Source organism: Arthrobacter sp. NPDC058097 (assembly GCF_042884885.1).
Classification (GTDB): Bacteria; Actinomycetota; Actinomycetes; order Actinomycetales; family Micrococcaceae; genus Arthrobacter.
In genome coordinates this window covers 343,421-369,099 of the sequence record NZ_JBHVSZ010000002.1, presented here as the reverse complement: position 1 = coordinate 369,099, position 25,679 = coordinate 343,421, and the positions used below count along the sequence as shown (strand labels likewise).

General features: G+C 66.8%; 25 protein-coding genes and 1 riboswitch. Of the genes, 14 read left to right on the top strand and 11 right to left on the bottom strand.

Annotation, left to right across the window (positions count from 1 at the left end; genetic code table 11):
* Window positions 1-3: 3 nt before the first annotated feature.
* The 3 genes from ACFVTE_RS05605 to ACFVTE_RS05595 form a co-directional block, all read right to left on the bottom strand.
* The gene (locus tag ACFVTE_RS05605) at window positions 4-432 is read right to left on the bottom strand and encodes an HIT family protein (protein WP_003804824.1); all 429 of its coding nucleotides are present in this window, start codon (window positions 430-432) and stop codon (window positions 4-6) included.
* Window positions 429-1,583, bottom strand: a complete 1,155-nt coding sequence (locus tag ACFVTE_RS05600; RefSeq protein WP_387097998.1) for an NAD(P)-dependent alcohol dehydrogenase — start codon at window positions 1,581-1,583, stop codon at window positions 429-431. Before ACFVTE_RS05600 ends, ACFVTE_RS05605 begins: the two co-directional genes overlap by 4 nt.
* Before the next feature lie 131 nt (window positions 1,584-1,714).
* On the bottom strand, window positions 1,715-2,557 hold the full coding sequence (locus ACFVTE_RS05595) for a sulfurtransferase (protein WP_387097995.1): 843 nt from the start codon (window positions 2,555-2,557) through the stop codon (window positions 1,715-1,717).
* A gap of 74 nt (window positions 2,558-2,631) precedes the next feature.
* On the opposite strand from ACFVTE_RS05595, the gene ACFVTE_RS05590 reads away from it, so the two are divergent.
* Complete coding sequence (locus tag ACFVTE_RS05590; protein ID WP_387097992.1) at window positions 2,632-3,711, top strand: PLP-dependent cysteine synthase family protein; 1,080 nt, start codon at window positions 2,632-2,634, stop codon at window positions 3,709-3,711.
* Here ACFVTE_RS05590 and ACFVTE_RS05585 read toward each other — a convergent pair.
* A complete protein-coding gene (locus ACFVTE_RS05585) occupies window positions 3,708-4,364 on the bottom strand; it encodes an MBL fold metallo-hydrolase (protein ID WP_387097989.1) in 657 nt (218 codons plus the stop codon). The two genes, ACFVTE_RS05590 and ACFVTE_RS05585, sit on opposite strands and share 4 nt — an antisense overlap.
* A gap of 95 nt (window positions 4,365-4,459) precedes the next feature.
* Here ACFVTE_RS05585 and ACFVTE_RS05580 point away from each other — a divergent pair, with 95 nt between their 5' ends.
* Complete coding sequence (locus ACFVTE_RS05580) at window positions 4,460-4,924, top strand: Fur family transcriptional regulator (RefSeq protein ID WP_387097986.1); 465 nt, start codon at window positions 4,460-4,462, stop codon at window positions 4,922-4,924.
* Between the two features lie 15 nt (window positions 4,925-4,939).
* Here ACFVTE_RS05580 and ACFVTE_RS05575 read toward each other — a convergent pair whose 3' ends face one another.
* The 5 genes from ACFVTE_RS05575 to ACFVTE_RS05555 all read right to left on the bottom strand — a co-directional run bounded on the left by ACFVTE_RS05575 (window position 4,940) and on the right by ACFVTE_RS05555 (window position 10,251).
* Window positions 4,940-5,815, bottom strand: coding sequence for a metal ABC transporter permease (locus ACFVTE_RS05575; RefSeq protein WP_387097983.1), 876 nt, complete (start codon window positions 5,813-5,815; stop codon window positions 4,940-4,942).
* Window positions 5,815-6,630, bottom strand: coding sequence for a metal ABC transporter ATP-binding protein (locus tag ACFVTE_RS05570; RefSeq protein ID WP_387097980.1), 816 nt, complete (start codon window positions 6,628-6,630; stop codon window positions 5,815-5,817). Before ACFVTE_RS05570 ends, ACFVTE_RS05575 begins: the two co-directional genes overlap by 1 nt.
* Window positions 6,627-7,613 (bottom strand): metal ABC transporter solute-binding protein, Zn/Mn family, encoded by a 987-nt coding sequence (locus ACFVTE_RS05565; RefSeq protein ID WP_387097977.1) that lies wholly within the window; start codon window positions 7,611-7,613, stop codon window positions 6,627-6,629. Before ACFVTE_RS05565 ends, ACFVTE_RS05570 begins: the two co-directional genes overlap by 4 nt.
* Before the next feature lie 131 nt (window positions 7,614-7,744).
* Window positions 7,745-8,815, bottom strand: a complete 1,071-nt coding sequence (locus tag ACFVTE_RS05560; RefSeq protein WP_387097975.1) for a hemolysin family protein — start codon at window positions 8,813-8,815, stop codon at window positions 7,745-7,747.
* Window positions 8,812-10,251: a hemolysin family protein gene (locus tag ACFVTE_RS05555; RefSeq protein WP_387098340.1), complete on the bottom strand. Its 1,440-nt coding sequence runs from the start codon at window positions 10,249-10,251 to the stop codon at window positions 8,812-8,814. The genes ACFVTE_RS05560 and ACFVTE_RS05555 overlap by 4 nt, the downstream gene beginning before the upstream one ends.
* Window positions 10,252-10,623: 372 nt before the next feature.
* Between ACFVTE_RS05555 and ACFVTE_RS05550 the strand changes: the two genes are divergently transcribed.
* The 5 genes from ACFVTE_RS05550 to ACFVTE_RS05530 all read left to right on the top strand — a co-directional run bounded on the left by ACFVTE_RS05550 (window position 10,624) and on the right by ACFVTE_RS05530 (window position 16,873).
* Window positions 10,624-14,451: a multifunctional oxoglutarate decarboxylase/oxoglutarate dehydrogenase thiamine pyrophosphate-binding subunit/dihydrolipoyllysine-residue succinyltransferase subunit gene (locus ACFVTE_RS05550; protein ID WP_387097972.1), complete on the top strand. Its 3,828-nt coding sequence runs from the start codon at window positions 10,624-10,626 to the stop codon at window positions 14,449-14,451.
* A 143-nt stretch (window positions 14,452-14,594) separates the two neighbouring features.
* Entirely contained in the window at window positions 14,595-15,194 is a 600-nt protein-coding gene (locus ACFVTE_RS05545) for a GDSL-type esterase/lipase family protein (protein ID WP_387097969.1), read from the top strand.
* 89 nt (window positions 15,195-15,283) lie between these two features.
* Window positions 15,284-16,111 carry a DUF4097 domain-containing protein gene (locus ACFVTE_RS05540; protein WP_387097966.1) on the top strand — a complete coding sequence of 276 codons (828 nt, stop codon included), beginning with the start codon at window positions 15,284-15,286 and terminating at the stop codon, window positions 16,109-16,111.
* Complete coding sequence (locus ACFVTE_RS05535) at window positions 16,111-16,716, top strand: PadR family transcriptional regulator (RefSeq protein ID WP_387097963.1); 606 nt, start codon at window positions 16,111-16,113, stop codon at window positions 16,714-16,716. The genes ACFVTE_RS05540 and ACFVTE_RS05535 overlap by 1 nt, the downstream gene beginning before the upstream one ends.
* Window positions 16,717-16,798: 82 nt before the next feature.
* Window positions 16,799-16,873: a 50S ribosomal protein bL37 gene (locus tag ACFVTE_RS05530; protein ID WP_369299106.1), complete on the top strand. Its 75-nt coding sequence runs from the start codon at window positions 16,799-16,801 to the stop codon at window positions 16,871-16,873.
* An 84-nt stretch (window positions 16,874-16,957) separates the two neighbouring features.
* Here the strand turns inward: ACFVTE_RS05530 and rsrA are convergent, their stop codons facing one another.
* On the bottom strand, window positions 16,958-17,218 hold the full coding sequence (rsrA, locus tag ACFVTE_RS05525) for a mycothiol system anti-sigma-R factor (protein WP_387097960.1): 261 nt from the start codon (window positions 17,216-17,218) through the stop codon (window positions 16,958-16,960).
* Entirely contained in the window at window positions 17,215-17,943 is a 729-nt protein-coding gene (locus ACFVTE_RS05520) for a sigma-70 family RNA polymerase sigma factor (RefSeq protein ID WP_387097957.1), read from the bottom strand. The genes rsrA and ACFVTE_RS05520 overlap by 4 nt, the downstream gene beginning before the upstream one ends.
* Before the next feature lie 420 nt (window positions 17,944-18,363).
* Here ACFVTE_RS05520 and ACFVTE_RS05515 point away from each other — a divergent pair, with 420 nt between their 5' ends.
* The 7 genes from ACFVTE_RS05515 (at window position 18,364) to ACFVTE_RS05485 (ending at window position 25,674) form a co-directional block, all read left to right on the top strand.
* On the top strand, window positions 18,364-18,933 hold the full coding sequence (locus ACFVTE_RS05515) for a DoxX family protein (protein ID WP_387097954.1): 570 nt from the start codon (window positions 18,364-18,366) through the stop codon (window positions 18,931-18,933).
* 6 nt (window positions 18,934-18,939) lie between these two features.
* Window positions 18,940-20,361 carry a 3-phosphoshikimate 1-carboxyvinyltransferase gene (gene aroA, locus ACFVTE_RS05510; RefSeq protein WP_387097951.1) on the top strand — a complete coding sequence of 474 codons (1,422 nt, stop codon included), beginning with the start codon at window positions 18,940-18,942 and terminating at the stop codon, window positions 20,359-20,361.
* Window positions 20,345-21,460 (top strand): ribosome small subunit-dependent GTPase A, encoded by a 1,116-nt coding sequence (locus ACFVTE_RS05505; protein ID WP_387097948.1) that lies wholly within the window; start codon window positions 20,345-20,347, stop codon window positions 21,458-21,460. The genes aroA and ACFVTE_RS05505 overlap by 17 nt, the downstream gene beginning before the upstream one ends.
* Window positions 21,461-21,526: 66 nt before the next feature.
* A complete protein-coding gene (gene hisN / locus ACFVTE_RS05500; protein WP_387097945.1) occupies window positions 21,527-22,339 on the top strand; it encodes a histidinol-phosphatase in 813 nt (270 codons plus the stop codon).
* Window positions 22,340-22,519: 180 nt separating this feature from the next.
* Window positions 22,520-22,633, top strand: a riboswitch (SAM riboswitch).
* A 34-nt stretch (window positions 22,634-22,667) separates the two neighbouring features.
* The gene (locus ACFVTE_RS05495; RefSeq protein WP_387097942.1) at window positions 22,668-24,086 is read left to right on the top strand and encodes an aminotransferase class V-fold PLP-dependent enzyme; all 1,419 of its coding nucleotides are present in this window, start codon (window positions 22,668-22,670) and stop codon (window positions 24,084-24,086) included.
* 84 nt (window positions 24,087-24,170) lie between these two features.
* Window positions 24,171-24,950, top strand: coding sequence for a class I SAM-dependent methyltransferase (locus tag ACFVTE_RS05490; RefSeq protein ID WP_387097939.1), 780 nt, complete (start codon window positions 24,171-24,173; stop codon window positions 24,948-24,950).
* A 10-nt stretch (window positions 24,951-24,960) separates the two neighbouring features.
* Window positions 24,961-25,674: a metal-dependent transcriptional regulator gene (locus ACFVTE_RS05485; protein ID WP_003804868.1), complete on the top strand. Its 714-nt coding sequence runs from the start codon at window positions 24,961-24,963 to the stop codon at window positions 25,672-25,674.
* The last annotated feature ends 5 nt before the right edge of the window (window positions 25,675-25,679 follow it).

The following is a 25,679-nucleotide window of genomic DNA, read 5'->3' as shown; positions in this document are numbered from 1 at the left end:
TGCCTAAGCCTCCGGCACGAACTCCCCGTAGCCGGCGTCGCGCAGGCCTGCTCGCAGCTTTTCCGCGTTGGCGTCCAGGCGGGCCGGGTCGGGGTTGTGCTCGGCGGTAGCGAAATTGAATTCCGCCATGCTGTTGGAAGGCCACACGTGCACGTGCATGTGGTTGATCTCGTAACCGGCCACGATGAGTCCTGCCCGGGCTGCCCCGAACGTATCAACCTGCACAGCGCCGATGCGGCGGGCCACTTCCATGACCCTGGCCAGGGTTTCGGGCGAGGCGTCGGTCCAGCGGTCCACTTCCTCGGTCGGAACCACCAGCGTGTGCCCGTCAGCAAGCGGACCCATGGTCAGGAAGGCGGAGACGTCCGGCTCACGCCACACAAAGCGGCCAGGGATCTCCCCGTTGAGAATCTTGGTGAACAGCGTGCTCATGCGTCAGCCCTTTCCGACGGTTCCTGCAGGGTGGATGTATCCAGGACAAAACGGTACTTCACGTCACCTGCGACCATCCGGTCATAGGCGTCGTTAAGTTGCTCAGCTCCAACGATTTCGACGTCGGAGACGACCCCGTGCTCGGCGCAGAAGTCGAGCATCTCCTGCGTCTCGGCGATACCCCCGATCAGGGATCCGGCGTACGAGATTCTCCTTCTGATCAGGGCCCCGGGGTGAACAGGGGGCATGGCATCAGACGGCAGCCCCAGCTGGAAAAGTGCGCCGTCCCGCCGCAGGGTACGGAAAAACGGGTTGAGGTCGTGCGGGGCGGCAACGGTGTCGATGACGACGTCGATGCTCCGGTTCTCAGCGGCCATCGCCTCCTCGTCGCGGGACAGCACTACCGCGTCGGCGCCCAACTCCAGCGCCGCCGACACCTTGGACTCAGAAGTAGTGAAGACCTTGACCTCGGCGCCCATAGCCTTGGCCAGTTTGACGGCCATGTGGCCCAGGCCGCCCAGGCCCACGACGCCGACCACGTGGCCTTCCCGGACACCGAAGTGGCGCAGCGGCGAGAACGTGGTGATGCCCGCACAGAGCAGCGGGGCAGCCGCCGCGGGGTCCAGGTTTTCCGGCACCCGCAGGACGTACCGCCGGTCCACCACCACTGAGGATGCGTAACCGCCCTGGGTCACGGTGTCCCCGTTCCTGGCGTCCTTGGCACCGTACGTCCCGGTCATGCCGCGTTCGCAGTACTGCTCCAGCCCTTCGAGGCAGCTCTCGCATTCGCGGCACGAGTCCACCATGCAGCCCACGCCCACCCGGTCTCCCGGGTGAAAGTCCTTCACCTCCGAACCGACGCGGCTAACCCGGCCCACTATCTCGTGGCCCGGTACGAGCGGGTAGTTCTGGCTGCCCCACTCCCCCCGGGTGGCGTGAACGTCCGAGTGGCAGAGCCCGCAGAACTCGATGGCGATCTCAACGTCGTCGGCTTTCGGTGCCCTCCGGGCAACTGTCAGCTCAACCAGGCCGCTCGTGGCGGATGACGCACCGCGGGCAGCAGCAAGGCGTCCCTCAAGAGGTCCGGCGGCGGTCTCATCCAGCGGGATCCGCAGGTTCAGCGGCGGGGGTACAGGGCGTCCAGGAGTCATATGGCGACGCTACCGCGGCTCCCGGGTGAGTTCCAATTGCCGGTGCACTCCGCATCGGGCACACCGCTGTTTGAGCTGGTCGAAATCAAGCCTGGTTTCGACCAGCTCAACCACCTGGCGGACCCCGCTACTCACGTTCCGGGATCGGCGCCCGTGGCCACCTGACGGGAAGCATCGTTGGACCATTCGGAGAAGGAGCCAGGGAACAACGCGGCGCTGAAACCGGCGATCTCCAGGGCCGCAACCTCGTGCGAGGCTGTCACGCCGCTGCCACAGTAGACGGCGGTCGGCGCCGTTCCGTCGACCCCAAGACCGGCGAAGCGCTCCCGCAGCTTCTCCACCGGCAGGAAGCGGCCGTCGTCGTCAAGATTCCCTGTTGTAGGTGCGCTGACGGCGCCGGGAATGTGGCCGGCCCGGGGGTCCACCGGTTCAACTTCCCCTCGGTACCGTTCACCGGCGCGCGCATCCAGCAGCACGCCCCCGTCCGACCAGCCGGCGGCACCGTCGGCGTCGGTAACGGCCATGCCGCCGTCCGCGAGCGTCACGTCTCCGGTGTCGGGCTCTACGGAGCCGCTTTCCAAAGGCAACCCTGCCGAGCGCCAGGCGGCCAGGCCGCCGTCGAGCAGGTAAACAGTGCGCATGCCGGCGTTCCGGAGCATCCACCACATCCGGGCGGCGGAGGTGTTGCCGGCATCGTCGTACGCGACCACAACGTCGCCGTCGCAAATGCCCCACGAGCGTGCCGCCTCCTGGAAGCGGGCCTGCGAAGGCAGCGGGTGGCGCCCTCGGCCAGGGTCGGCCGGGTCGGCCAACTGGGTGGGCAGGTCGACGTACACAGCACCGGGGATGTGCTCCTTGAGGTAATGCCTGCGGCCCTCCGGATCCCCAAGCGCCCAGCGGACATCCAGGACCACGGTGCGCTGACCGGCCGCCATCCGGGCGTTCAGCCCGGCCACGTCAATGATGGTGTCCATCTGTCTCCTTGGGGGTTTGCCTGCAGGTCAGCACCAACTCTAGCCGCGGCTGCCCGCGCCGGTAGGCTGATTCCGTGAGCAGGCGATTCAGTGAACGGGCATGGGCGGACGAGGCTGTCCGAAAGATCAATGCGGAAAACAACCGCTCGGCAGACACCCACCTGTATTCGGTGCCGCTGCCGGAACACTGGGGCGTCCAGCTGTACCTCAAGGACGAATCCACCCACCGGTCCGGAAGCCTCAAACACCGGCTGGCCCGTTCCCTCTTCCTGTTCGGGCTGGTGAACGGCTGGATCCGTGAGGGCACCACCATCGTGGAGGCCTCCAGCGGCAGCACCGCAGTTTCGGAGGCTTACTTCGCGCAACTCCTGGGCCTGCCGTTCATCGCCGTGATGACCCGCACCACCAGCCCGGAAAAGATCGCCCTGATCGAACAGTTCGGCGGCGCCTGCCTCCTGGTGGACCACGCCTCAGAGGTGTACGCGGCCGCCGCCGAGGTTGCCGCCACGAGCGGCGGCCACTATATGGACCAGTTCACCTACGCCGAGCGCGCCACGGACTGGCGGGGCAACAACAACATTGCCGAATCCATCTTTGAGCAACTGGCGCTGGAGGAGCATCCGGTCCCCCGCTGGATCGTGGTGGGAGCCGGCACCGGCGGAACCAGCGCCACAATCGGCCGCTACCTCCGGTACCACCGCCACGCCACGTCCCTGGCGGTGGTCGACCCGGAGAACTCCGCCTTCTACCCGGGCTGGCGGAACGGCGCGGCGGACTTCAGCACCGGCATGCCTTCCCGCATTGAAGGGATCGGCCGGCCGCGCATGGAGCCAAGCTTCGTCCCGTCGGTCATCGACCACATGATCCAGGTTCCCGATGCCGCGTCCGTCGCAGCCATGCGGCACCTGCACACGCTGGCGGGCCTGCACGCCGGGCCATCCACGGGCACCAACCTCTGGGGCGTCTGGCAGCTCATCGCACAGATGGTGGCTGACGGCGAACGGGGCAGCGTGGTGTCCCTGATGTGCGACGGCGGTGACCGGTACGCAGGCAGCCATTACAGCCCTGCGTGGCTGGCGGCCCAGGGACTGGACCCGCAGCCACACGAGGACAGGCTGAGGGCGTTCTTCGAGACGGGCGTCTGGCGGGGCTAAAGTTCCACGGATTCCCGGCTGGAGAGGTGCGTGTACTCGGTGCCGTATTTGGCCCCGATCCGCTTGACGTGGCCCTCCACCAGGCCGAGTCCGGTGTCGTTCAGGAGTCCGTCGTGGATGTTGTAGGCCCGCTCTGCCCGGACGCCGATCACGAAGTCCACCACTTCACTGACCTTGTTCCACGGGGCGTGGACCGGGACCAGGAGCGTGCGCACGCTGATGCCGTCAGGAATGATGAAGGAATCCCCCGGGTGGTACACGTTCTCATCCACGAGGTAGCCGATGTTGGCCACCACCGGAATCTGGGGGTGAATCAGCGCGTGCTGACCGCCGAAACTGCGGACCGCGAACCCCGCGGCGTCAAAGGCCTTCCCCGGCTCCACAGCATGCACGCGGTCCGCGGCGTCCGGCGCTTCCTTGCGCACGGTCTGCGCCACGCCCTCCGGGGCGAAGAGCTCCAGCCCGCCGTTGCCTGCAAGGGCCGAGGCCACAGCGGGAACATCGATGTGGTCGGCGTGCTCGTGCGTGATGAGGACGGCCTGTGCGCCATCGAGCGCCTCGGCGGTTTCGGAGAAGGTTCCCGGATCCAGGACCAGCACCCGGCCGTCCTTTTCGAGCCGGACACAGGCGTGGGTGTATTTAGTCAGCTTCATGAAGCCAGCCTAGGGACGGGCCCGATAAGTGTCCACGCGGCCCCGGCTGGTAACGTTAAAGCTTGTCATTACCCGAAAGAAAAGCGAGTTCATCCATGCCACAACGCGCCAGCGCTGACGGCAGACCACAGGCACCTTCGACGGCGGCCGGCGGGAAAGAGCAGCGCGTCACCAAGCAGCGGATCGCTGTCAGCTCCGCCCTGGACGAGCTCAATGACTTCGTCAGCACCCAGGAGCTGTACCGGATCCTCCAGAACAAGGGCGTGTCGGTGTCCTTGGCCACGGCCTACCGGATTCTGCAGTCGCTCGCTGACGAGGAACTCGTGGACGTGCTCCGCAACGGTGACGGCGAGGCCGTCTACCGCCGCTGCGCCGTGACGGTCCATCACCACCATCTCCTGTGCCGCAACTGCGGCAAGGCCGTGGAAGTGGAGGCACCCGCCGTCGAGACCTGGGCCGCAAGGACCGCGCAGGAGCATGGCTTCACGGAAGTGGCCCACACCGTTGAGATCTACGGCCTTTGCCCCGACTGCTCCGCACGCAAGGCTGCTGCGCAGTAGGCGCCAGCCTCTTCTCTAGGCGGTCCGCATGACCCGGCCGTTGAGGCCGCGCTTGGCGCGGACGCTGCCGATGACCCGGCACACCACGTAGATCAGGAACGACAGCGTGGTGACGTAGGGGCTGATGGGGATGCGCCCGCCGAGGGCCAGCAATATTCCGCCCACCGTCGCCGAAACGGCGAACACCACGCTGAGGAGCACCACGAGGCGCGGCGAGGACGTCACCCGCAGGGCGGCAGCCGCCGGCGTGATCAGCAGCGCGAGTACCAGCAGGGCGCCCACGATCTGAATGGACAGCGCCACGCTGACGCCGAGGAGCACCATGAAAACCAGGGCAAGCGACCGCACGGGAACGCCGCGGGCCTCGGCCAGCTCCGGATCGACGCTGGCGAAGTTCAGCGGGCGCCAGATGAAGCACAGCGCCGCCATCACGGCCACCGCGGTCCCCGCCAGGACCTGGAGCTGGACGGTGTCCACGGACACAATCTGCCCGGTGAGGAGCCCGAACTTGTTGGCGGCCCTGCCCTCGTAGAGCGACAGGAAAAGAATCCCCAGCCCCAGGCCGAACGGCATGATGACGCCGATGATCGAGTTCTTGTCCCGCGCCCGGACGCCCATGAGCCCAAGCAGCAGCGCAGCCGCCACGGACCCCACCAGGGAGCCGAACACCACGTCGGTGCCGATGAGGAGGGCGAACGCGGCACCGGCGAACGAGAGCTCGGAGATTCCGTGGACGGCAAAGGCCAGGTCGCGCTTCATCACGAAAGTCCCCACGAGGCCGCCGAGGAGTCCCAGCACCGCGCCGGCCCACAGCGAGTTCTGCACCAGCGCCAGCAGTTCGCCATAGTTCTCGAAGTTGAACACCGATTGCAGGAAAGATTCCAGGTCCATCAGGAACCCTCCCCCGCTGCGGCGTGCGCATCGTCATGGTGGTGCGTGGTGGCGTCGGGCAGACCGACGACGACGATCCGGCCGTTGGCATGGATCACTTCCACGTTGCTGTCGTACAGGTCCGAGAGGACCTCGGTGGTCATCACCTCATGCGGCGTTCCCACGCTGAACCGGCCGCCGGCAAGGTACAGGATCCGGTCCACGTAGTCGATGATCGGATTGATCTCGTGAGTCACGAACACCACGGCGCTCTTCCGGTCATGGCACTGCTTGTTGATCAGTGCGCTGACCGCCTGCTGGTGGTGCAGGTCCAGCGACAGGAGCGGCTCGTCGCACAGCAGCACCTTCGGGTCGGTGGCGAGGGCCTGGGCCACGCGCAGGCGCTGCTGCTCACCGCCGGACAGCTGCCCGACAGGCACCTTGGCGTAGTCGCTTGCCCCGACGAGCTCCAGCAGTTCGTCAATCTTGCGGTTGGCCTTGGCGGTGCCGAGCCGGATCCCCCAGCGGTGCCCGTCGACGCCAAGGCCCACCAGGTCGCGGGCGCGCATTGGGGTGTCCGGCAGGAAGGGCTTCTGCTGCGGGATGTAGCCGATCATGTGGCTTCCGCGCTCCACGGGGTGCCCGCCGAGGTGGGCCTGGCCGGAGTGCAGTTCCTGCAGCCCCAGCAGGACCTTGAGGAAGCTGGTCTTGCCGCTGCCGTTGGGCCCCAGCACCGCGAAGAACTCCCCCGGATTGATGTCCAGGTTCAGGTCCTCCCAGAGCGCCCGGCGGCCGAACTTCAGCGACGCCTGCTTCAGGCTGATGACTGGGTTCAACGCTGGCTCTTCAGTGCGTTGCCGACGTTCTCCACGTTGTCCGCCATCCATTCCAGGTAGGTCTTGCCGTCCGGAAGCGTTTCGGTGAAGTTCACCACCGGCGTTCCCGCGGCAGTGGCCGCGTTTTTGACGGCCTGGGTCTGCGGGCCTTCGGTCTGCTCGTTGTAGGCGAGGAAACTGGTGTCCTTGGCGGCGGCTGTCGAGGTTGCTGCCTTCAGGACTGCCGGCGGAACGTCGGCGCCTTCCTCCACGGCGGCTGTGTACTCGGCGGGGGTGCGGTTCTCCAGTCCGGCCGCTTCGAGCAGGTAGAGGGGCACAGGTTCGGTCACGGCGACGCCGGCACCGCCATGCGAGGTCTTCATTGCCGAAATCTTACTCTCCAGCTTCGCGAGGCCGGACTTGAACTCCGCGGCGTTGGACTTGAACTGGGCGGCCGAGGCGCCGTCGAGTGCACCGAGGCGGGCCGCCACGGCATCCGCGAGGTGCGTCATGGCATCAAAGCTGTACCAGACGTGCTCGTTGAAGTCGCCGTGGTCGTGGGAGTGCCCATCCGCTGCGTGGGCAGTCTCTGCATGAGCGGGGGCGCTGGCTGCCGATTCCGGCGCCAGTCCGGACTCTTCCACGGCGCTGATGATGTTTTCGTGGGGCACCCTGCTGTCGTCCGCAAGGGTGTGGATGAAGTCGTCGTAGCCGCCGCCGTTTTCCACCACCAGCTTGGCCTTGGACACGGTCAGCCGGTCCTGGGCGTTGGCCTCGTAGGAGTGCGGGTCCTGGCTCGGACGGGCGATGATGGCCGACACGTTGACCTTGTCCCCGCCGATGGCCTCAACAATGTTCCCGTAGACGTTCGTGGACGTGACGACGGCGATGCGTCCGTTCGCTTCTGCGCCTGCAGTCTGGGCCGCGGGCGAGCCACAGCCGGTGAGGAGCAGGCCGAATCCGGCCAGGGCGGCGGTCAAAAAGGTGCGGGCATTGCTGGGCACGGAAAATACCTCGGTTCTGGACAGGTCAGGTTGCGGGGAGGGGGCAACCCCTCGTCGAGTGTACCGCTAAATAGGAATGATTCCTATTTAGAACTTACGACGGCGGTGGGCCGCCGGGGGCACCCGGGCGGCTATTCGCCGTCGGGCCTGCCCAGCCGCCGGATACCCTTGGCCTGGGTGGCGTCCCGGATCTCCCCCACGAGCTGTTCGATCACATCCTCCAGGAACAGGACGCCCTCGGTCTGCCCGCCCGGCCCGATGACGCGCGCCAGGTGCGAGCCGGAGCGCTGCATCACGGACATCGCCTTTTCAATCTCGTCGTCACGCGTGAGGTTTGCCAGCGACCGGATGCGGCTCTCGGCGATGGGCAGCTCATAACCGGATTCCGGGATGGCCAGCACGTCCTTGATGTGGAGGTAGCCGGCCAGCATGCCGTCGTCGTCCAGCATCGGGAACCGGGAGAAGCCGGTGCGGCTGACAGCCTTTTCAAACTCCAGTGGGGACGTTGACGACCGCAGCATGACGAGCCGTTCCAGCGGAACCATGACATCGCCGGCGGTGTACTCCGAAAATTCGAGGGCGCCGGTGATCAGGCCGGCATCATCATCCACCAGGCCGTGCCGCGTGGATTCCTGCACGATGGACTGCACCTCTTCCAGCGTGAAGGTGGAGCTGACCTCGTCCTTGGGCTCGATGCGCATCAGCTTCAGGATGTGGTTCGCGGACCAGTTCAGAGCGGCAATAACCGGGTTGACGATCCTTGCGATGAACATCAGCGGCGGAGCCAAAAGCAGCGCCGCCTTGTCCGCAACGGACACGGAAATGTTCTTTGGCACCATCTCGCCGAACGTCACATGCAGGAACGTCACCAGCAACAGGGCCACGGCGAACGCCGAGATGTCGGCAACTTCGGTTGGCACGCCCAGCCCGGCAAGCGGCACAGCCAGCAGGTGGTGGATGGCCGGCTCTGCCACCAGCAGGATCAGCAGGGAACAGACGGTGATGCCGAGTTGTGCGCACGCCAGCATCAGCGAGACGTTCTCCATCGCCCGAAGGGTGGTCTGCGCGCGCAGGACCCCCTCGTCCGCAAGTGGCTCGATCTGGCTCCGGCGTGCGGACATGACGGCGAACTCCGCGGCGACGAAGAAGGCGTTGCCCAGGAGCAGCAGCACCAGCCAAAGCAGTCCTGCCCAGTCGCTCATGACCGCCCGCCGTTTCCGGGTTTACCGCTGCCTGGCTTGCCGTTCCCGGCCTTGCCGTTACCTGACCTGCCGTGATTGGCGGCCCCCTGCCTGACCGATGCGCTTCTGCCGGCAGGGTCCTCGGCGGCGCCGTCCTGCGGTTCACGGTGCGGCCTGAAGCAGATCCGGTCGATGCGCCGGCCGTCCATCCTGGTCACGCTGAGCGTTCCGCCGCCCGTTTCCACCGTGTCCCCCACCTCGGGAATCCTTCCCAGCTCGCTCATAACGTACCCGCCCACCGTCTCGTAGGCGGCCTCGTCGGGCACCGTGAGGCCCGGAATCTGTTCCGAGAGCTCGTCCGGCCGCATCAGGCCCGGAAAGTACCAGTCACCGGAAGCGCTTTGCAGCAGCCCCGGCCGGACCTTGTCGTGCTCGTCGGCCACTTCGCCCACGATTTCCTCGACCAGGTCCTCCAGCGTGGCGATCCCGGCAGTTCCGCCGTACTCGTCCAGAACCACGGCAAGCTGCAGGTTGCCCTCCCGCAGTTCGGCAAGCAGTGCGTCGAGATGGATGGTTTCGGGCACCCTGAGGACGTCCGTCATGATGGCGCCCGCCTCAAGCTTCCGCCGCCGGTTCGGCGGAACGGCAATGGCCTTCTTGACGTGCACCAGCCCGCGGATGTCGTCCGCCGACTCACCGATGACCGGAAAACGCGAGTATCCGCTGCGGCGGGCCGCATCAATGATGTCCGATACCGGCTGGTCGGCGTCGATGGTTTCGACTCGGATCCGCGGCGTCATCACGTCGGCTGCGGTGCGGCCGGAGAAGTTCAGCGTGCGGGCAATGAAGTTCGCGGTCCCCGGATCGAGCGTGCCCATGGCCGCTGACCTGCGCACCAGGGAGGCAAGCTCCGCCGGCGTGCGGGCACCGGAAATCTCCTCCTTGGCCTCCAGCCCGAAGACGTTGAGGACCTTGTTGGAAAAACCGTTCAGGACCACAATGGCAGGCTTGAAAATCGCGGTGAAGACCAGCTGCGGGCGGGCCAGGGTGCGGCCGATGCGGAACGCGAGGGCAATAGCCATGTTTTTGGGAACGAGCTCGCCCAGGAGCATGGACAGCCCGGTCGCGATCACCATGGCGACTATGAGGGAGACGGACCCGGCCACCGGCTCCGGGATGCCGACGGCGGCCACGGGCACCTCAAGCAGCGCCCCGACGGACGGCTCCATGACGTAGCCGGTCAAAAGCGTGGTCATGGTGATGCCGAGCTGGCAGCTGGACAGCTGCGTGGACAGGGATTTCAGGCACTTGAGCAGCGGCACGGCCGCGGCGTCGCCGTCGTCAACGGCGCGCTGCACTGTGGGCTGGTCGAGCGCAATAAGGGAAAATTCGACGGCGACGAAGAAGCCGGTTCCGAGGATGAGCAGCAGGCCGGCGGCAACGAGGAGCCACTCCATCATGGGTGGTAGCCCCCGGGCCGGCACCTGGATTTACCGTCCATGGCACCTACATTCGCTGTCCATAAGGATTGCAGTCTACAGGAGCAACAGGCTGCCAAGGAGGACTGAAGGCTCCCCCGTCCGGCCGGTCCGGACCGGCGTCTGCGCAGGTCGGAAAGGACACCGCCTGGGGCCCGTCCGGACGGCCATTTCGCCACAATTCGGGAGGTACATGATTTGGGTCACGGTTATTGGCAGTTAAGCCGAAACGGTCACTAGACTGGCAATGGTCTGGGTTCATAGGACACAGAAAAAACTGGTTCGATCGTTGTGCCGTGGCACCTTAGGCGACCAGAGGGAAATCAAACTCATGGAAGAGGCGTATTTCAAGTGCCAGAGCAGCCTAGCCACCGTCTGCCAGAGGAATTTGGTGGAAACGAGTGGCTCGTTGACGAACTGTACGAGCGTTACCAACAGGACAAGAATACGGTCGATGCCAAATGGTGGCCCCTGTTCGAATCATTCGACAGCGGCAACGGTCCATCTTCCAACGGCGTTCCGGCCGTGACGGCCCCGGCCGCCAACCCGGCCACCCGCGAACTGCCCATTGTCACTCCCCCGGCGCCCGCGCAGGCACCGGTATCCGCTACTCCCGCGGCCCAGGCGCCTGCGGCAGCTCCGGCACCGGCGCCGGCAGCGGCCCCCGCCCAGCCTGCACCCGCCAAGAAGGCTCCGGCAACGGTGGCCCGCGACGGCGCCAAGAAGACCGAGGCGGGCACCGGCGCCCAGCCCATTCCGGCCCAGCTGCCGAAGAACGTCAAGGCTCCCACCGCCCCCGAGGAAGACGTCGTGTCCGTCCTTCGCGGACCGGCCAAGGCCATTGCGTCCAACATGGTCACCAGCCTTGAGGTTCCCACGGCCACCAGCGTCAGGGCAGTTCCGGCCAAGCTCCTGATCGACAACCGGGTCGTCATCAACTCCAACCTGGCCCGCGCACGCGGCGGCAAGGTCTCCTTCACCCACCTCATCGGCTACGCCGTTGTCCGGGCGCTCTCCCAGTTCCCGTCCATGAACGTGTACTACGACGAGGTCGACGGCAAGCCCGTGGCGGTCCAGCCGGCGCACGTGAACTTCGGCATCGCCATTGACATGCCCAAGCCCGACGGCACCCGCCTTCTGATGGTTCCCAACATCAAGAAGGCCGAAACCATGAACTTTGCGGAGTTCTGGCACACCTATGAAGACCTCATCAAGCGCGCCCGCAACGGCAAGCTGACCGCGGACGACCACGCCGGCACCACGGTCTCGCTGACCAACCCCGGCGGCATCGGCACCGTGCACTCCGTGCCCCGCCTGTCGAAGGGCCAGGCCGCCATCATCGGCGTCGGCGCTCTTGACTACCCGGCCGAATGGCAGGGCGCGAGCGAGAAGATCATCGCCCAGAACGCCATCAGCAAGATCCTCACCCTGACCTCCACCTACGACCACCGCGTCATCCAGGGTGCAGGCAGCGGCGAATTCCTCAAGCTCGTCCACTCGCTGCTCCTCGGCGCGCAGAACTTCTACGACGAGATCTTCGAAGCCCTGCGCATCCCGTACGAGCCCGTGCGCTGGAGCCCGGACCTGCAGGTGGACCCGTCCGACCAGATCAACAAGGTCGCCCGGATCCAGCAGCTGATCCACTCCTACCGCGTTCGCGGACACCTCATGGCGGACACGGATCCCCTCGAGTACGTCCAGCGCAAGCACCCCGACCTCGACGTCCTCACCTACGGCCTGACCCTGTGGGACCTCGACCGCGAGTGGCCCACGGGCGGCTTCGGCGGCAAGCCGATGCTCAAGTTCCGCGACATCCTCGGCGTGCTCCGGGACGCCTACTGCCGCACCACCGGCATCGAGTACATGCACATCCAGGACCCGGCCGAGCGCAAGTGGTTCCAGGACCAGCTGGAGCACCCGTACTCCAAGCCCAGCCGCGACGAGCAGCTGCGCATCGTCTCCAAGCTGAACGCCGCAGAGGCTTTCGAGACCTTCCTGCAGACCAAGTTCGTGGGCCAGAAGCGGTTCTCGCTTGAGGGCGGCGAATCGCTGATTCCGCTGCTGGATGCCATCATCTCCGACGCTGCCGACGACGCACTGGACGAGGTCGCCATCGGCATGGCCCACCGCGGCCGCCTGAACGTGCTGACCAACATCGCCGGCAAGACCTACGCCCAGGTCTTCCGCGAGTTCGAAGGCACCCAGGACCCGCGCTCCGTGCAGGGTTCCGGCGACGTCAAGTACCACCTCGGCACCGAGGGCACGTTCACGTCGGACAACGGCAAGGAGACCAAGGTCTACCTCGCCGCCAACCCGTCCCACCTCGAGGCCGTTGACTCGGTCCTGGAAGGCATCGTCCGCGCCAAGCAGGACCGCCTGGACCAGGGACAGTCGTTCCCCGTCCTGCCCATCATGGTTCACGGTGACGCTGCCTTCGCCGGCCAGGGCGTGGTGGCGGAAACGCTCAACCTGTCCCAGCTGCGCGGCTACCGCACCGGCGGAACCATCCACATCGTGGTCAACAACCAGGTCGGCTTCACCACGGCGCCCTCCTCGTCGCGTTCGTCCACGTACTCCACGGACGTCGCCAAGATGATCCAGGCTCCGGTGTTCCACGTGAACGGTGACGACCCCGAGGCAGTTGTCCGCATCGGCCAGCTCGCCTACGAGTTCCGCCAGCGGTTCCACAAGGACGTTGTCATCGACATGGTCTGCTACCGCCGCCGTGGCCACAACGAGGGCGACGACCCCTCGATGACGCAGCCGCTGATGTACAACCTCATCGAGGCCAAGCGCTCCGTCCGCAAGCTCTACACCGAGTCGCTCATTGGCCGCGGTGACATCACCGAGGAAGAAGCAGAGCAGCTGCTCCGCGACTACCAGGAACGCCTCGAGCGCGTCTTCGCCGAGACCCACGCGGCCCAGACCTCGCCCATCCCGATCATCACCGCCGACTCGGCAGCGGTATCGGACATCGAGCGTCCCCAGGCACAGCAGTCGGACATCGGAACGAACGCCCCGGCGTCGACGGCCATCTCGGCCGAAACGCTTGCCCGCATCGGCAAGGCGCACGTGGAAATCCCCGAGGGCTTCACCGTCCACGCCAAGCTCAAGCAGCTGCTGGAGAAGCGTGAACAGATGTCGCGTGAAGGCGGCATCGACTGGGGCTTCGCCGAAATCGCCGCGTTCGGCTCGCTGATCATGGAGGGCGTGCCCGTCCGGCTCGCCGGCCAGGATTCACGCCGCGGCACGTTCGTGCAGCGCCACGCCGTGTTCCACGACCGCGCCAACGGCAACGAATGGCTGCCGCTGGGCAACCTGTCGGACAACCAGGCAAAGCTCTGGATCTACGATTCCCTGCTGTCCGAATACGCGGCCATGGGCTTCGAATACGGCTACTCCGTGGAGCGCCCCGACGCCCTGGTCCTGTGGGAAGCGCAGTTCGGTGACTTCGTCAACGGCGCCCAGACCATCATCGATGAGTTCATCTCGTCCGCCGAGCAGAAGTGGGGCCAGCGCTCGTCGCTCGTGCTGATGCTTCCGCACGGCTACGAAGGACAGGGTCCGGACCACTCCTCCGCCCGTATCGAACGCTTCCTGCAGCTGTGCGCCGAGGAAAACATGATCGTCGCCAACCCGACGACGGCGGCTTCGCACTTCCACCTGCTGCGCCGCCAGGCCTACAGCCGGCCCCGCAAGCCGCTCATCATCTTCACGCCGAAGCAGCTGCTGCGCCTCAAGGCCGCCGCCTCGTCCGTCGAGGACTTCACCACCGGCGGTTTCCGCCCGGTCATCGGTGAGCACGAGCAGCTGCAGGCCGACGCCGTCGACCGCGTACTGCTGGTCTCCGGCCGCCTGTACTACGACCTGCTGTCCACTCGGCAGAAGACCGGCGACAAGTCGACCGCGATCATCCGCGTCGAGCAGCTTTACCCGCTGCCGCAGGCGGAGATCGAAGCCGAGCTGGCCAAGTACCCGAACGCGGAAGTTGTGTGGGCGCAGGACGAGCCCGCCAACCAGGGTCCGTGGCCGTTCATGGGCCTGCACCTGCCGACCGCCCTGGACCGGACGGTGCGCCTGGTTTCACGCCCGGCCTCGGCTTCCACCGCGGCTGGCTCCATGAAGCGCCACGCTGCGGAGCAGGACGCGCTGCTGAAGCAGGCTTTCGCCCGTAAGTAGCAGAACAGCTGCCCGGCCGGACGGTGACATACCGTTCCAGCCGGGCAGTTCTGTTTAATCGGCGTGAGTTAATGGACCTTTAGTGTTGGCATGCAAACGGTCCGTATCCGGGACACGCCCTCCCAACAAGTGAAGAGGTAGTAGTGGAAGACAGGAAGCTGCGGATTGCAGCTGTTGGAGATGAACTGCTCGCCGGGCTCGGCGATCCCCGGGCACTGGGGTGGCTTGGCCGGGTGCTCGCCCGCACTCCGCAGGACGGCATGACGGTGGAGAGCTTTTCACTTCCGTGCCCGCAGGAGGGCACCGAGGGCCTGTCGGCGCGCTGGCTCGAGGAGGCCGGCCGGAGGTTCAGCGATCTTCACGAGAACCGCCTCGTCATCGGGCTCTCCGGCAGAGACATCGAGTTCGGCCTGTCCACCGCCCGGAGCCGGCTCAATCTCGCCAACATCCTGGATTCGGCCACCCAGAAGCGGCTGGAGGTCTTCGTCGTGGGGCCGCCGCCCACACTGGATCCGGTGCAGAACCGCCGGCTCGGCGAACTGAACACCGCCTTTGCCGACGTGACCACCCGCCGCAAGCACCTCTACGTCGACACGTTTTCACCGCTGCTGAACCATGAGCAGTGGCGCCAGGACCTCGCGGCCAATGGCGGCTCCCCCGGGCAGGCAGGCTACGGGCTCATGGCCTGGCTGGTGCTGCACCGCGGCTGGTTCCAGTGGCTGGGGATGGACACGCCCGAATAGGAAACCCACTCACGATATATCTTGATCTTCCGGCACGGGGGAACTAGCGTGGCTTCCACAGTCACGATATATCGCAAGTGGAGGGGATCATGGAAGAGAACTCCTGGACCGTCACCGGCCCGCAGACCATTGATGTCGACGGCGTCTCCCACCTTAAGGTTGGCATCGTCCGAGGCAGGCTGGACATTGTCACGCACGACGAGGCAGTGGTCCGCATCGAGGTGTCGGAGGTGGTCGGGGATCCGCTGGCGATCTCCGTGACCGGCGGTCGGCTCGAAGTCCGCCACCAGCTGCACGGACCGCAGGGCTGGTTCAAGAACCTGATGGAGTCGGTCAACAACAGCAGCAGCAACTCGGTGGTGATCAGCATCGCGGTCCCTGCCGGCGTGGAAGTCGAGGCGGGCACCGTCAGCGGGGACGGCCTGGTCTCCGGTGTCCACGGCCGGACCCGGCTGAACACCGTGACCGGCTCCTTGCTGGCCGACGGCACCTCAGGTGAACTGCACGTCAACACCGTCAGCGGCGAAGTGATCGCCCGCAACCACAGCGGCGTCTTGACGGCCAAGAGCGTCTCCGGCGAGGTCACGGCGTCCGGCCAGTTCACCAACATCCGGGCCAACACCGTCAGCGGCGACCTGAGCTTTGACCTGCACGGCTTCACCCACGATTTCGGCGCGAACTCGGTGTCCGGGGACCTGACCGTCCGTGTGCCCCACGACGTCGGCGTGGACATCGTGGCCCAGTCGGCCAGCGGGCCGGTGGTCATCGATGACCGGAAGTACGGCCACCCGGGCGGCAAGGTACAGACCATCTCGGGCCCGGACGCCAAACTCATGCTGGTCCGGACCAACTCGGTTTCCGGGAAGACGTCCATCTTCCACGGCCCGGCTCCGGCCACGGCGGAACAGGCGCTCTGATGCCTCCCGTCTTTGCCCACGGTGCCCTCCGGCTCTATCTGCTGGCGCTCCTGGAGGCGGGCCCCAAACACGGGTATGAACTCATCAAAGCGCTCAGCGACCGGTTCGGCGGTACCTACTCCCCCAGCGCCGGCACCATCTATCCCCGCCTCGGCAAGCTGGAGGAGGAAGGCCTTGTGGCCACCGAAAGCCAGGGACGCCGCACCAACTACCGCATCACCGCTGCGGGTCTGGCTGAACTGGACAGTCGGCGCGAGGAGCTGGAGACCGTTGAGAACGACATCTCGGCATCCGTCCGCCGGCTCGCCGATGACCTCCGCGCCGATATCCGCAGCAACATGCGCGGGTTGCGCGCTGACCTGGCCGCCACCGCTGAAGCGGCACGCACCGCCGCGAGATCGGGGGACCCGGCCGGCCAGGTCCGCCACACCGCCGAGGGGCAGCGCATGCTCAGGGAAGCGGAGATGCTGCTGCAGGCGTTCCGCGACGACATGCGGACCGAGCTTCGCCTTCACACCAGCACCAGGCCCATGACCACCGTCGCCCTGGAAACGGTCCGGACTGTGCTGGACCAGGCCCGGGTGTCGATCCGCAACTCACTCTAGGCAGGCCCGGTTCGCGGCCTGTCCGCTGATATGGGAGACTGGAGGGCAACTCTTTTGGGTAACGAAATTAAGGAGGCCAGCTATGAGCAAGCGTGCACGTAAGCGTCGTGACCGTAAGCGTGGCGGCGCGAACCACGGGAAGCGCCCCAACACCTAAGCCACGGCTCGAACCGAAGCTTAAACGCGATGCCCCCGCTACCGGCAAGGTAGCGGGGGCATCGCGTTTAAAGTCGGGACCCCGTCAGGCGTCCACTGGCCGGATCGCGTGGATCCGTTCCAGAATCGCGTTCTTCAGGTTTTCCGGCGCCGCCTCGGTGCACGAGCGCTTCACCACTTTCCGGATGACGCACTCAAAATCGTACTGCTCGGCACATTCCGGGCACTCGTCGAGGTGCTGCTTGATCTCCGCAAGGTCACTGCGGGTCAGAGCTCCGTCCAGATACTCGTAGATGCGCTGCATCCTTGTGTCATCGCAATCGCCCAATCCCTGGCAGTCGCTCATTTCCCGTTCTCCTGTTTGTTGCTTTCCGTTGCCGCCGTGGCGTCTGCAGCAGCCTTGAATCCCCGGTCGGCGGCATAGTCCGCCAGCATGTCACGCAGCATCTTCCGGCCCCGGTGGAGCCGGGACATCACGGTGCCGATGGGGGTGTTCATGATGTCCGATATTTCCTTGTACGCGAAGCCCTCAACGTCGGCGAAGTACACAGCCAGCCGGAACTCCTCCGGGATGGCCTGCAGGGCGCGCTTGACGTCCGAATCCGGCAGGTGATCCAAGGCCTCGGCCTCGGCGGACCGAAGACCGCTGGAGGTGTGGGACTCGGCACGGGCAAGCTGCCAGTCCTCGATGGTGTCCGAATTGGACTGCAGGGGTTCCCGCTGCCGCTTCCGGTACAGGTTGATGTAGGTGTTCGTCAGGATCCGGTACAGCCAGGCCTTCAGGTTTGTCCCCGGCTTGTACTGGTGGAAAGCCGAGAACGCCTTTGTGTACGCCTCCTGCACGAGGTCCTCGGCATCGGCCGGGTTCCGCGCCATGCGCATGGCCGCCGAATACAGCTGGTCCACGTACTGCATGGCGTCACGCTCAAACCGGGCCCGGCGCGCTTCCGCGCTCTCCGAGCCGACGTCGATAGCCTCTGCAGCTTCAGCGGCGGGTGACGTGCCATTCTCCGGGATGCCGTTGGCGGCGTCCTGCTGTGCGGCCTGTAGGGCCGGATCCACGGTACTCATTGCCTTCAAGTCTACGTTGATCAGCGCCGTCCGCCCCTGACGGCGTGCCGTTCCGTACCCGGAGCCTGGGAAGGTACTCCCGGCCTCAAGCGCGTCGGCTTCCGGCACCACAAACGGCCCCATCCTGGCGGTACTTCGCACCCCCACAGCTTCCTTCACCAAAGTCAATGCTCCATCTCCACTCCGCCTGATAAGACCTGCCTGATGAGACCCGCGTTGGTACGGCGGTCCGCGCTCCTGCCGGTTCCAGGCCGTGCCCCAGCCGCCGTTGAACACCGGAAACTACGCAGAACGCCGCCTGCAGGCTGCTTCCGGCCTGATGTGCACAACGACGCGCGGTGGGCAAATATTCCGCAAAAGTGCAAGACTAGAACCGACTCCGCCGCGGCCACCGCGGCTCGGCCATCCAGGAGGAAATTCATGTCCTTTGCCCGCTTTTTTGCCCGGCCGATGCTGGCCTCAAGTTTCATCCTCGCCGGAACGGACAAGCTCAGGAATGCGGACGACACCGCACAGCAGCTGTCGCCCCTGCTGCGCCGCGCCGCTGAAGCCCTGCCATTCCGGACGGACGAGAAGGTCCTGGCACGGATCCTCGGCGGCACGCAGGTGGGCGCCGGCGTCCTCTTCGCGCTCGGCAAGTCCGCGCGCCTGGCGGCCTCTGTGCTGGCGGTCATCTCGGCACTGAACGCCTTCGTGGAATGGCGCAGCGCCGACATCAGCACCAAGGAGGGCCGGGAAGCCCGCCGCAACCAGCTGCTCAAGAACATCACCCTCACCGGCGGTGTGCTCCTCGCCTCCGTGGACACGGCCGGCAAGCCGAGCCTTGCGTGGCGCGCAGAGCACCTCGCCGCTGACGCCCGGAAAACTGCCAGCCACCTCGCCGCCGACGCACGCAAGAGCACGGGCAAGAAGCTGCACAGCGCCGACAAAGCCGTCCGCAAAGCCGACAAGGCAGTCCGCAGGGCTGTTGACCACGCGGTGGGGGCATAAGCAGGAATGACAGCAGCACCCATGGGCGCGTCCGCTGATAACTCCGGCGCTGCTCCGCACTGGCCCGCGCCGTTTGCGGAGCGGCCGGTCGACGCCACAGTCCGCGTGCCGGGCTCCAAGTCGCTGACCAACAGGTACCTGGTGCTTGCCGCGCTGGCCGACGGGCCGTCCCGGCTCCGGGCGCCGCTGCATTCCCGCGACTCGGCGCTGATGATCGCCGCCCTGCGCCAGCTTGGCGCGGACATCCGGGAGGTGCCGGGCGACGGCGCCTTCGGCCCGGACCTGGAGGTGACGCCGGTTCCGGCCAACGCCGGCGGTGCCGACGTCGCCATCGACTGCGGCCTGGCCGGGACCGTCATGAGGTTTGTTCCTCCGCTGGCGGCGCTCCGCAGCGGCGCCACCCTTTTCGACGGCGATCCCCACGCCCGGGAGCGCCCCATGGGCACCATCATCGAGGCCCTTGCAAGCCTCGGCGTCACCGTCACCGGTGAGGAGGGCGGAACGCCCGCTTCGCTTCCCTTCCGCGTTGAAGGCACCGGGCAGGTCCGCGGCGGCCACCTCGTCATTGACGCCAGCGCCTCCTCCCAGTTCGTCTCCGCCCTGCTGCTGGTGGGGGCGCGGTTCACGGAGGGCCTGCATCTGGAGCACTCCGGCAGCACCGTGCCGAGCCTGGACCACATCAACATGACCATCGCCACGCTGCGCGGCGCGGGCGTGGTGGTGGATGACTCCACGCCCAACCACTGGATTGTGAGCCCCGGCCCGATCCGTGCCTTCGACCAGCGGATCGAGCAGGACCTGTCCAACGCCGGCCCGTTCCTGGCGGCCGCGCTGGCCACCGGCGGCACGGTGCGCATCCCGGACTGGCCGGAGCACACCACGCAGGTGGGTGACATGTGGCGCAGCATCCTCAGCGACATGGGGGCTGCCGTCACGCTGCGGGACGGCACCCTGACGGTGACCGGCGGCAGTGAAATCAAAGGCTCGGACTTCGCCGAAACCAGCGAACTGGCGCCGACCGTCGCCGCCCTCTGTGCGCTGGCCTCCGGTCCCTCGCGGCTGAGCGGCATCGCCCATCTCCGCGGACACGAGACGGACCGCCTCGCGGCGCTCGTCACCGAGATCAACCGCCTCGGCGGCGATGCCGAGGAAACGGCAGACGGACTCATCATCCGGCCCGCGGAACTGCACGCCGGTGTGGTTCACAGCTACGCAGACCACCGGATGGCCACCGCCGGGGCCATCCTCGGCCTGGCGGTCAGGGGCGTGGAAGTGCAGGACATCGCCACCACGTCCAAGACGATGCCGGACTTCCCCAAGCTGTGGGCGGACATGCTCAGCCAGCGGACCGGTTCAGTTACAAAAGGTGCTGATGCAAACACAGCAGTGACCAACACCGCGGGGACCAGCGGTGGCACGCAGCACTGATTCCTGGGACGAGTCCGACGTCCGGATCCGGCCGAACAAGAAGGGCTCCCGGCCCCGGACGAAGGACCGCCCCAGCCATGAGGACGCCGTCACCGGCCGGATCATCACCGTTGACCGGGGGCGTTACACGGCAGTCGTGGGCGAGGACTCAGGGCATGAGCGGACGGTCATTGCCGCCCGCGCCCGGGAACTGCGCCGCTCCCCCGTAGTCGCCGGCGACTTCGTGTCACTCGTGGGCGACGTGTCCGGCGCGCCGGACACCCTCGCCCGGCTCGTGAAAATCCAGGACCGCAAGACCCTGCTGCGCCGCAGCGCCGACGACACCGATCCGGTGGAACGCGCCGTTGTGGCCAACGCGGACCAGCTGGTGGTGGTGGTCGCTGCCGCCAACCCCGAACCCCGTACCGGCTTCATCGACCGGGCGCTGGTGGCGGCCTACGACGCCGGGATCGAGCCGCTGCTGCTGGTCACCAAGGCGGATGTCAAGGACCCCACCGAGCTGCTGGGCAACTACCGCCACCTCGACTTCCCGGTCATCATCAGCCGCACCGCCGATTCCGACGCGTCCGGCATCGACGCCCGGTCCGACGACGGCCTCTCCGCCCGGCTCGACGTGGCCGCCGTGTCCGAACTCCGCGCCCACCTGGACGGCAAGGTGACAGTGATGCTGGGCCATTCCGGCGTCGGAAAATCCACCATGGTCAACGCGCTGACCGGTGCCGAACGCGCCACCGGCGGCGTCAACGCGGTGACCGGCCGCGGACGGCACACGTCGTCGTCGGCCCTCGCCCTCAAGCTCGCTGACGCCCCCGCCGGGAGCTGGATCATCGACACGCCGGGCATCCGTTCCTTCGGGCTGGCCCACGTGGACCCGGACCGGATCCTGCATTCCTTCCCCGACCTTGAGCCGGGCACCGAGGCCTGCGAACGCGGCTGCAAGCACGACGCCACCGCCGTCAACTGCGGCGTGGATGCCTGGGTCGCGGCCGGCCACGCCGGCCCCACGGGAGCGGCCAGGCTCGCGTCGCTGCGCCGTTTGCTGGGCACCGACCCGCGCGCGGAAGGCCAGGAAACCAAGGAACTCGGCAGCGTCAGCTAGCCTTCCGCGGCGCAGCCCGGCGGCTGCCTCCCCGCCCCGCCGGGCCTTTGAGGGTAGTTTGGAACCATGACCCAACCCGCTTCAACGTACAACGATGACCTGCGTCTGGCCCATGTGTTGGCCGATTCCGTGGACGACCAGACCATGAGCCGGTTCAAGGCGCTGGACCTCCAGATCGAGACGAAGCCTGATCTGACGCCGGTCACCGATGCGGACAAGGCCGCCGAGGAGTCCATCCGAGGCCAGCTGTCCCGCTCCCGTCCCCGCGACGCCGTGCTCGGTGAGGAGTTCGGAAGTTCCGGCCATGGTTCCCGCCGCTGGATCATCGACCCCATCGACGGCACCAAGAACTTTGTCCGCGGGGTGCCGGTGTGGGCCACGCTGATCGCCCTCGTCGACGAGGGCGAGCCTGTCGTGGGCGTGGTCAGCGCCCCGGCGCTCGGCAAGCGCTGGTGGGCGGCCAAGGGCGCCGGCGCCTATTCGGGCCGGTCCCTGGCCTCGGCAACCCGGCTCAAGGTATCCAATGTGTCCAGCCTCGCCGACGCCTCGCTGTCCTACTCCAGCCTCGGCGGCTGGAAGGACCGCGGCAATCTCGATGAGTTCCTCCAGCTCACCGAGGATGTGTGGCGCACCCGCGCCTTCGGCGATTTCTGGTCCTACTGCATGGTGGCCGAAGGCGCGGTGGACATCGCCTGCGAACCGGAGCTGAACCTCTATGACATGGCGGCGCTGGTGCCGATCGTCACGGAGGCCGGCGGCCGTTTCACCTCCCTCGAAGGCACGGACGGCCCGTTCGGCGGCAACGCCCTGGCCACCAACTCGATCCTGCACTCGGAAGTCCTGAAGCGGCTGAACCCACAGCTGGACGATTTGCTCTAGCTTTCCTCTGAGCTGACCCGGTGCCCTGGCGCTGAATATTACGACGGCGGTCGCCCCCTTTTGGTGGCGGCCGCCGTCGTTTATTCGGCCGAACGCCCGATATCAGGGCTTCGTAATAATCCGCTTAACATTCCGGACCGGCTTTTTCATCGCCCCTCCGGATGTCCTAGTCTCGTTACAGGTCACGAGTGCCAGCGCTAAACCCCGGTTAGCTGGCCGGCAACCCTCCATTCGCGGTGGGGTGCCCCGGGTGACGACCAGGCCGATCCGGAACGGACCCGGCAAGCGCGGATCCCCGTCACACGGGGTCCTTTCTCAGTGAGGTCCCATGACGACTGCAATCATTTCTTCCATCGAGTCTTCTGCCGCGGACGCGGCCCTGCTGGACGGCCGATTTGCCGCCGCCGGCCGTCCCCTGGCCGCTGTTACCGGCGCGGAAATCCAGGCTCCGCTGATCCAGGGTGGCCACGTCCGCTACGCCAACCTCGACTACGGCGCCTCCGCGCCCGCACTGTCCGTGGTGTCTGCCTATCTCAACGAGATCCTTCCGTACTACGCGAGCGTGCACCGTGGCGCCGGCTACGCCTCCCAGATCAGCACCTCCGTGTACGAGAACGCGCGCGACATCGTGCGGGAGTTCGTGGGCGGCCGCGCCGATGACGCCGTGATCTTCACCCGGAACACCACCGATTCCCTCAACCTCCTGGCCGGCTGCCTGCCCGTGCAGGACCACCACCACACCGGTGAGGTGCTGTACCTGGACATCGAGCACCACGCCAACCTGCTGCCGTGGCAGGGAGTGCCGCACCGCAGCGTGGTGGCCTCGGAAACACTGGAAGCCACCATCGGCAGCCTGCGCACCGAACTTGAGCACGGCGACGTCAGCCTCCTTGCCGTCACCGGCGCGTCCAACGTCACCGGCGAAATTCTTCCCATCCGGCGCCTCGCTGCACTGGCCCATGAATACGGCGCACGGATCGTGGTAGACGCCGCCCAGCTCGCGCCGCACCGCCGCGTCAACATCGCCGCGGACGACGTCGACTACCTCGCCTTCTCCGGCCACAAGCTCTACGCCCCCTTCGGGGCCGGCGTGCTGATCGGCCGCCCCGACTGGCTCGACGCCGGCACCCCCCACCTTGCCGGCGGCGGCGCCGTCAGCGAGGCCCGGCTGGACGGCGTCAGCTGGGCCACCGGCCCCGCCCGCCACGAGGGCGGCTCACCCAACGTGCTCGGCGCAGCCACCCTGGCCCGGGCGACCCAGGTCATCGCCGCCCTGGATCCGCAGAGCTGGCACGCCCATGAGGCTGCCATCCGGTCCTTCCTCGTCGAGGGGCTGCGCAGGATCGACGGCGTCACCGTCCACCAGATCTTCGAGGACAGCGACCCCGACGACGCCATCGGCGTGGTCAACTTCTCCGTTGAGGGTTACGACGCCGGGCTGGTGGCCGCCTACCTGTCGGCCGAACACGGCGTGGGCCTGCGCGACGGCCGCTTCTGCGCCCACCCGCTGCTGAAGCGCCTCGGCCTGCCGTCCGGATCCCTGCGCGCCAGCTTCGGCGTGGGGTCGCGGCTCGAGGATGCCCAGCGGCTGCTCGCCGGCATCGAGGAGCTCCGCCGCTCCGGGCTGGGCTGGGACTATGTGGTGGACGCCGGACGCTGGGTTCCGGCGAACGACACCCGCACCTACCCTGAGTGGGCGCCGAACACCCCGGGCACCGCCGGCGCCGCACCCTGCTCGCAGGATTAAGCGCCACCCGACGCTCCCCTTCCAACGGCCTCCGTACGGTAAATTCGAAACGTAATTTTCGACGTCGGGCTAAGGAGACTGTGCGTGGCACGGGGCGGTCCCAAACTTCATCACGGGCGGCGGCAGGAGCTCGGGCAGAGCTTCCAGGACGGCGGCGAGCACTACCACCGCGTCCGTCCCGGCTACCCTGGCGATTCCGCGGACTGGCTCATTCCGGCCGGGGCCCGCACTGCTGCCGATATCGGCGCCGGAACCGGTAAATTCACGGCCCTGCTGGTGGAACGCGGGCTGAGCGTCAGCGCGGTGGACCCTTCCGTGGACATGCTGGAACAGCTCAGCCGCGCCTACCCAGGAGTCCAAACTCTGGAAGGGACAGCGGAGGCAACCGGACTGCCCGGGGCGGCGTTCGACGTCGTGAGCGTTGCCCAGGCGTGGCACTGGTGCGACCCGCTGCTGGCCAGCACGGAGATTTGCCGAATCCTCAAGCCCCTCGGGGTGCTGGGCCTGATCTGGAACCAGCTGGACACGTCAGTGCCGTGGGTGCACCGGCTGTCCCGCATCATGCACGCCGGGGACGTCCACAAACCGGATTTCCGTCCTAAGATTGGGCCGGAATTCACGTCGCTGGAAAGCCACCTGACGCGGTGGGAGGATCCTGTCACCCCGGACGACATCCTCGAACTGGCCAAGTCCCGCAGCTATTACCTCGCGGCCAACGACGCCACCCGCGCCAAGGTAACCGGCAACCTGACCTGGTACCTGCACGAGCACCTGGGCCATGCGGAGGGCGAACTGCTGCAGCTCCCCTACCTCACCCAGACCTGGCGGGCCGTTCGGGCGGAGCGCGAGGGTAGCAGCAGGTAGGCTTTAAGCTGTGAAGACCAGTACGCCCTCCTCCTCGATCGAGGACTACGTTAAGGTCATCTATTCCTTCACGGAATGGCAGGACAAGCCCATCACCTCCACCCAGCTTGCACAGCGCCTGGGCGTGGCCAACTCCTCGGTCTCCGAAATGGTGCGGAAGCTCAAGGACCAGGGCCTGGTCCTCCACAAGCCGTACAGCGCCATCACGCTTACGCCCCAAGGCGTCCGGCTTGCCCTCTCCATGGTCCGGCGGCACCGCCTGATCGAGACGTACCTGGTCAAGGACCTCGGATACAGCTGGGACGAAGTCCACGACGAGGCCGAGCAGCTGGAGCATGCGGTCTCGGACACGTTCATTGAGCGGCTGGCAGCCCGGCTGGGCAACCCGTCCCGGGACCCGCACGGCGATCCCATTCCCGCGGCTGACGGAACCGTCCGGATGCCGTCCGCACACCGGATGATCGAGCTTGACGACGGCCACACCGGCAGGATCACCCGGATCAGCGACGAAAATCCTGAGTTGCTGCGCTATCTCGCCGCGGAAAAGATCAGCCTCGACGCCGACGTCGAGGTGCGAGGCCGCAAGCCCTTCGGCGGCGCGCTCGTGGTCCGCATCGGCTCCCCCGGGACCAGCCGGGACGTTGACCTGGCCGACGAAGTGGCCTCCGCCCTCTGGATCCACAGCGATTCGGCGCATCCCGGCTGCCGCATGGCCGGCCTGTAAGCACA

Excerpts from the sequence above, each read along its gene's own strand:
- ACFVTE_RS05605 (WP_003804824.1), bottom strand. The coding sequence starts at position 432 with ATGAGCACGCTGTTCACCAAGATTCTCAACGGGGAGATCCCTGGCCGC.
- ACFVTE_RS05600 (WP_387097998.1), bottom strand. The coding sequence starts at position 1,583 with ATGACTCCTGGACGCCCTGTACCCCCGCCGCTGAACCTGCGGATCCCG.
- ACFVTE_RS05595 (WP_387097995.1), bottom strand. The coding sequence starts at position 2,557 with ATGGACACCATCATTGACGTGGCCGGGCTGAACGCCCGGATGGCGGCC.
- ACFVTE_RS05585 (WP_387097989.1), bottom strand. The coding sequence starts at position 4,364 with ATGAAGCTGACTAAATACACCCACGCCTGTGTCCGGCTCGAAAAGGAC.
- ACFVTE_RS05580 (WP_387097986.1), top strand. The coding sequence starts at position 4,460 with ATGCCACAACGCGCCAGCGCTGACGGCAGACCACAGGCACCTTCGACG.
- ACFVTE_RS05575 (WP_387097983.1), bottom strand. The coding sequence starts at position 5,815 with ATGGACCTGGAATCTTTCCTGCAATCGGTGTTCAACTTCGAGAACTAT.
- ACFVTE_RS05560 (WP_387097975.1), bottom strand. The coding sequence starts at position 8,815 with ATGAGCGACTGGGCAGGACTGCTTTGGCTGGTGCTGCTGCTCCTGGGC.
- ACFVTE_RS05555 (WP_387098340.1), bottom strand. The coding sequence starts at position 10,251 with ATGGAGTGGCTCCTCGTTGCCGCCGGCCTGCTGCTCATCCTCGGAACC.
- ACFVTE_RS05540 (WP_387097966.1), top strand. The coding sequence starts at position 15,284 with ATGGAAGAGAACTCCTGGACCGTCACCGGCCCGCAGACCATTGATGTC.
- ACFVTE_RS05535 (WP_387097963.1), top strand. The coding sequence starts at position 16,111 with ATGCCTCCCGTCTTTGCCCACGGTGCCCTCCGGCTCTATCTGCTGGCG.
- rsrA (WP_387097960.1), bottom strand. The coding sequence starts at position 17,218 with ATGAGCGACTGCCAGGGATTGGGCGATTGCGATGACACAAGGATGCAG.
- ACFVTE_RS05520 (WP_387097957.1), bottom strand. The coding sequence starts at position 17,943 with ATGAGTACCGTGGATCCGGCCCTACAGGCCGCACAGCAGGACGCCGCC.
- ACFVTE_RS05515 (WP_387097954.1), top strand. The coding sequence starts at position 18,364 with ATGTCCTTTGCCCGCTTTTTTGCCCGGCCGATGCTGGCCTCAAGTTTC.
- aroA (WP_387097951.1), top strand. The coding sequence starts at position 18,940 with ATGACAGCAGCACCCATGGGCGCGTCCGCTGATAACTCCGGCGCTGCT.
- hisN (WP_387097945.1), top strand. The coding sequence starts at position 21,527 with ATGACCCAACCCGCTTCAACGTACAACGATGACCTGCGTCTGGCCCAT.
- ACFVTE_RS05495 (WP_387097942.1), top strand. The coding sequence starts at position 22,668 with ATGACGACTGCAATCATTTCTTCCATCGAGTCTTCTGCCGCGGACGCG.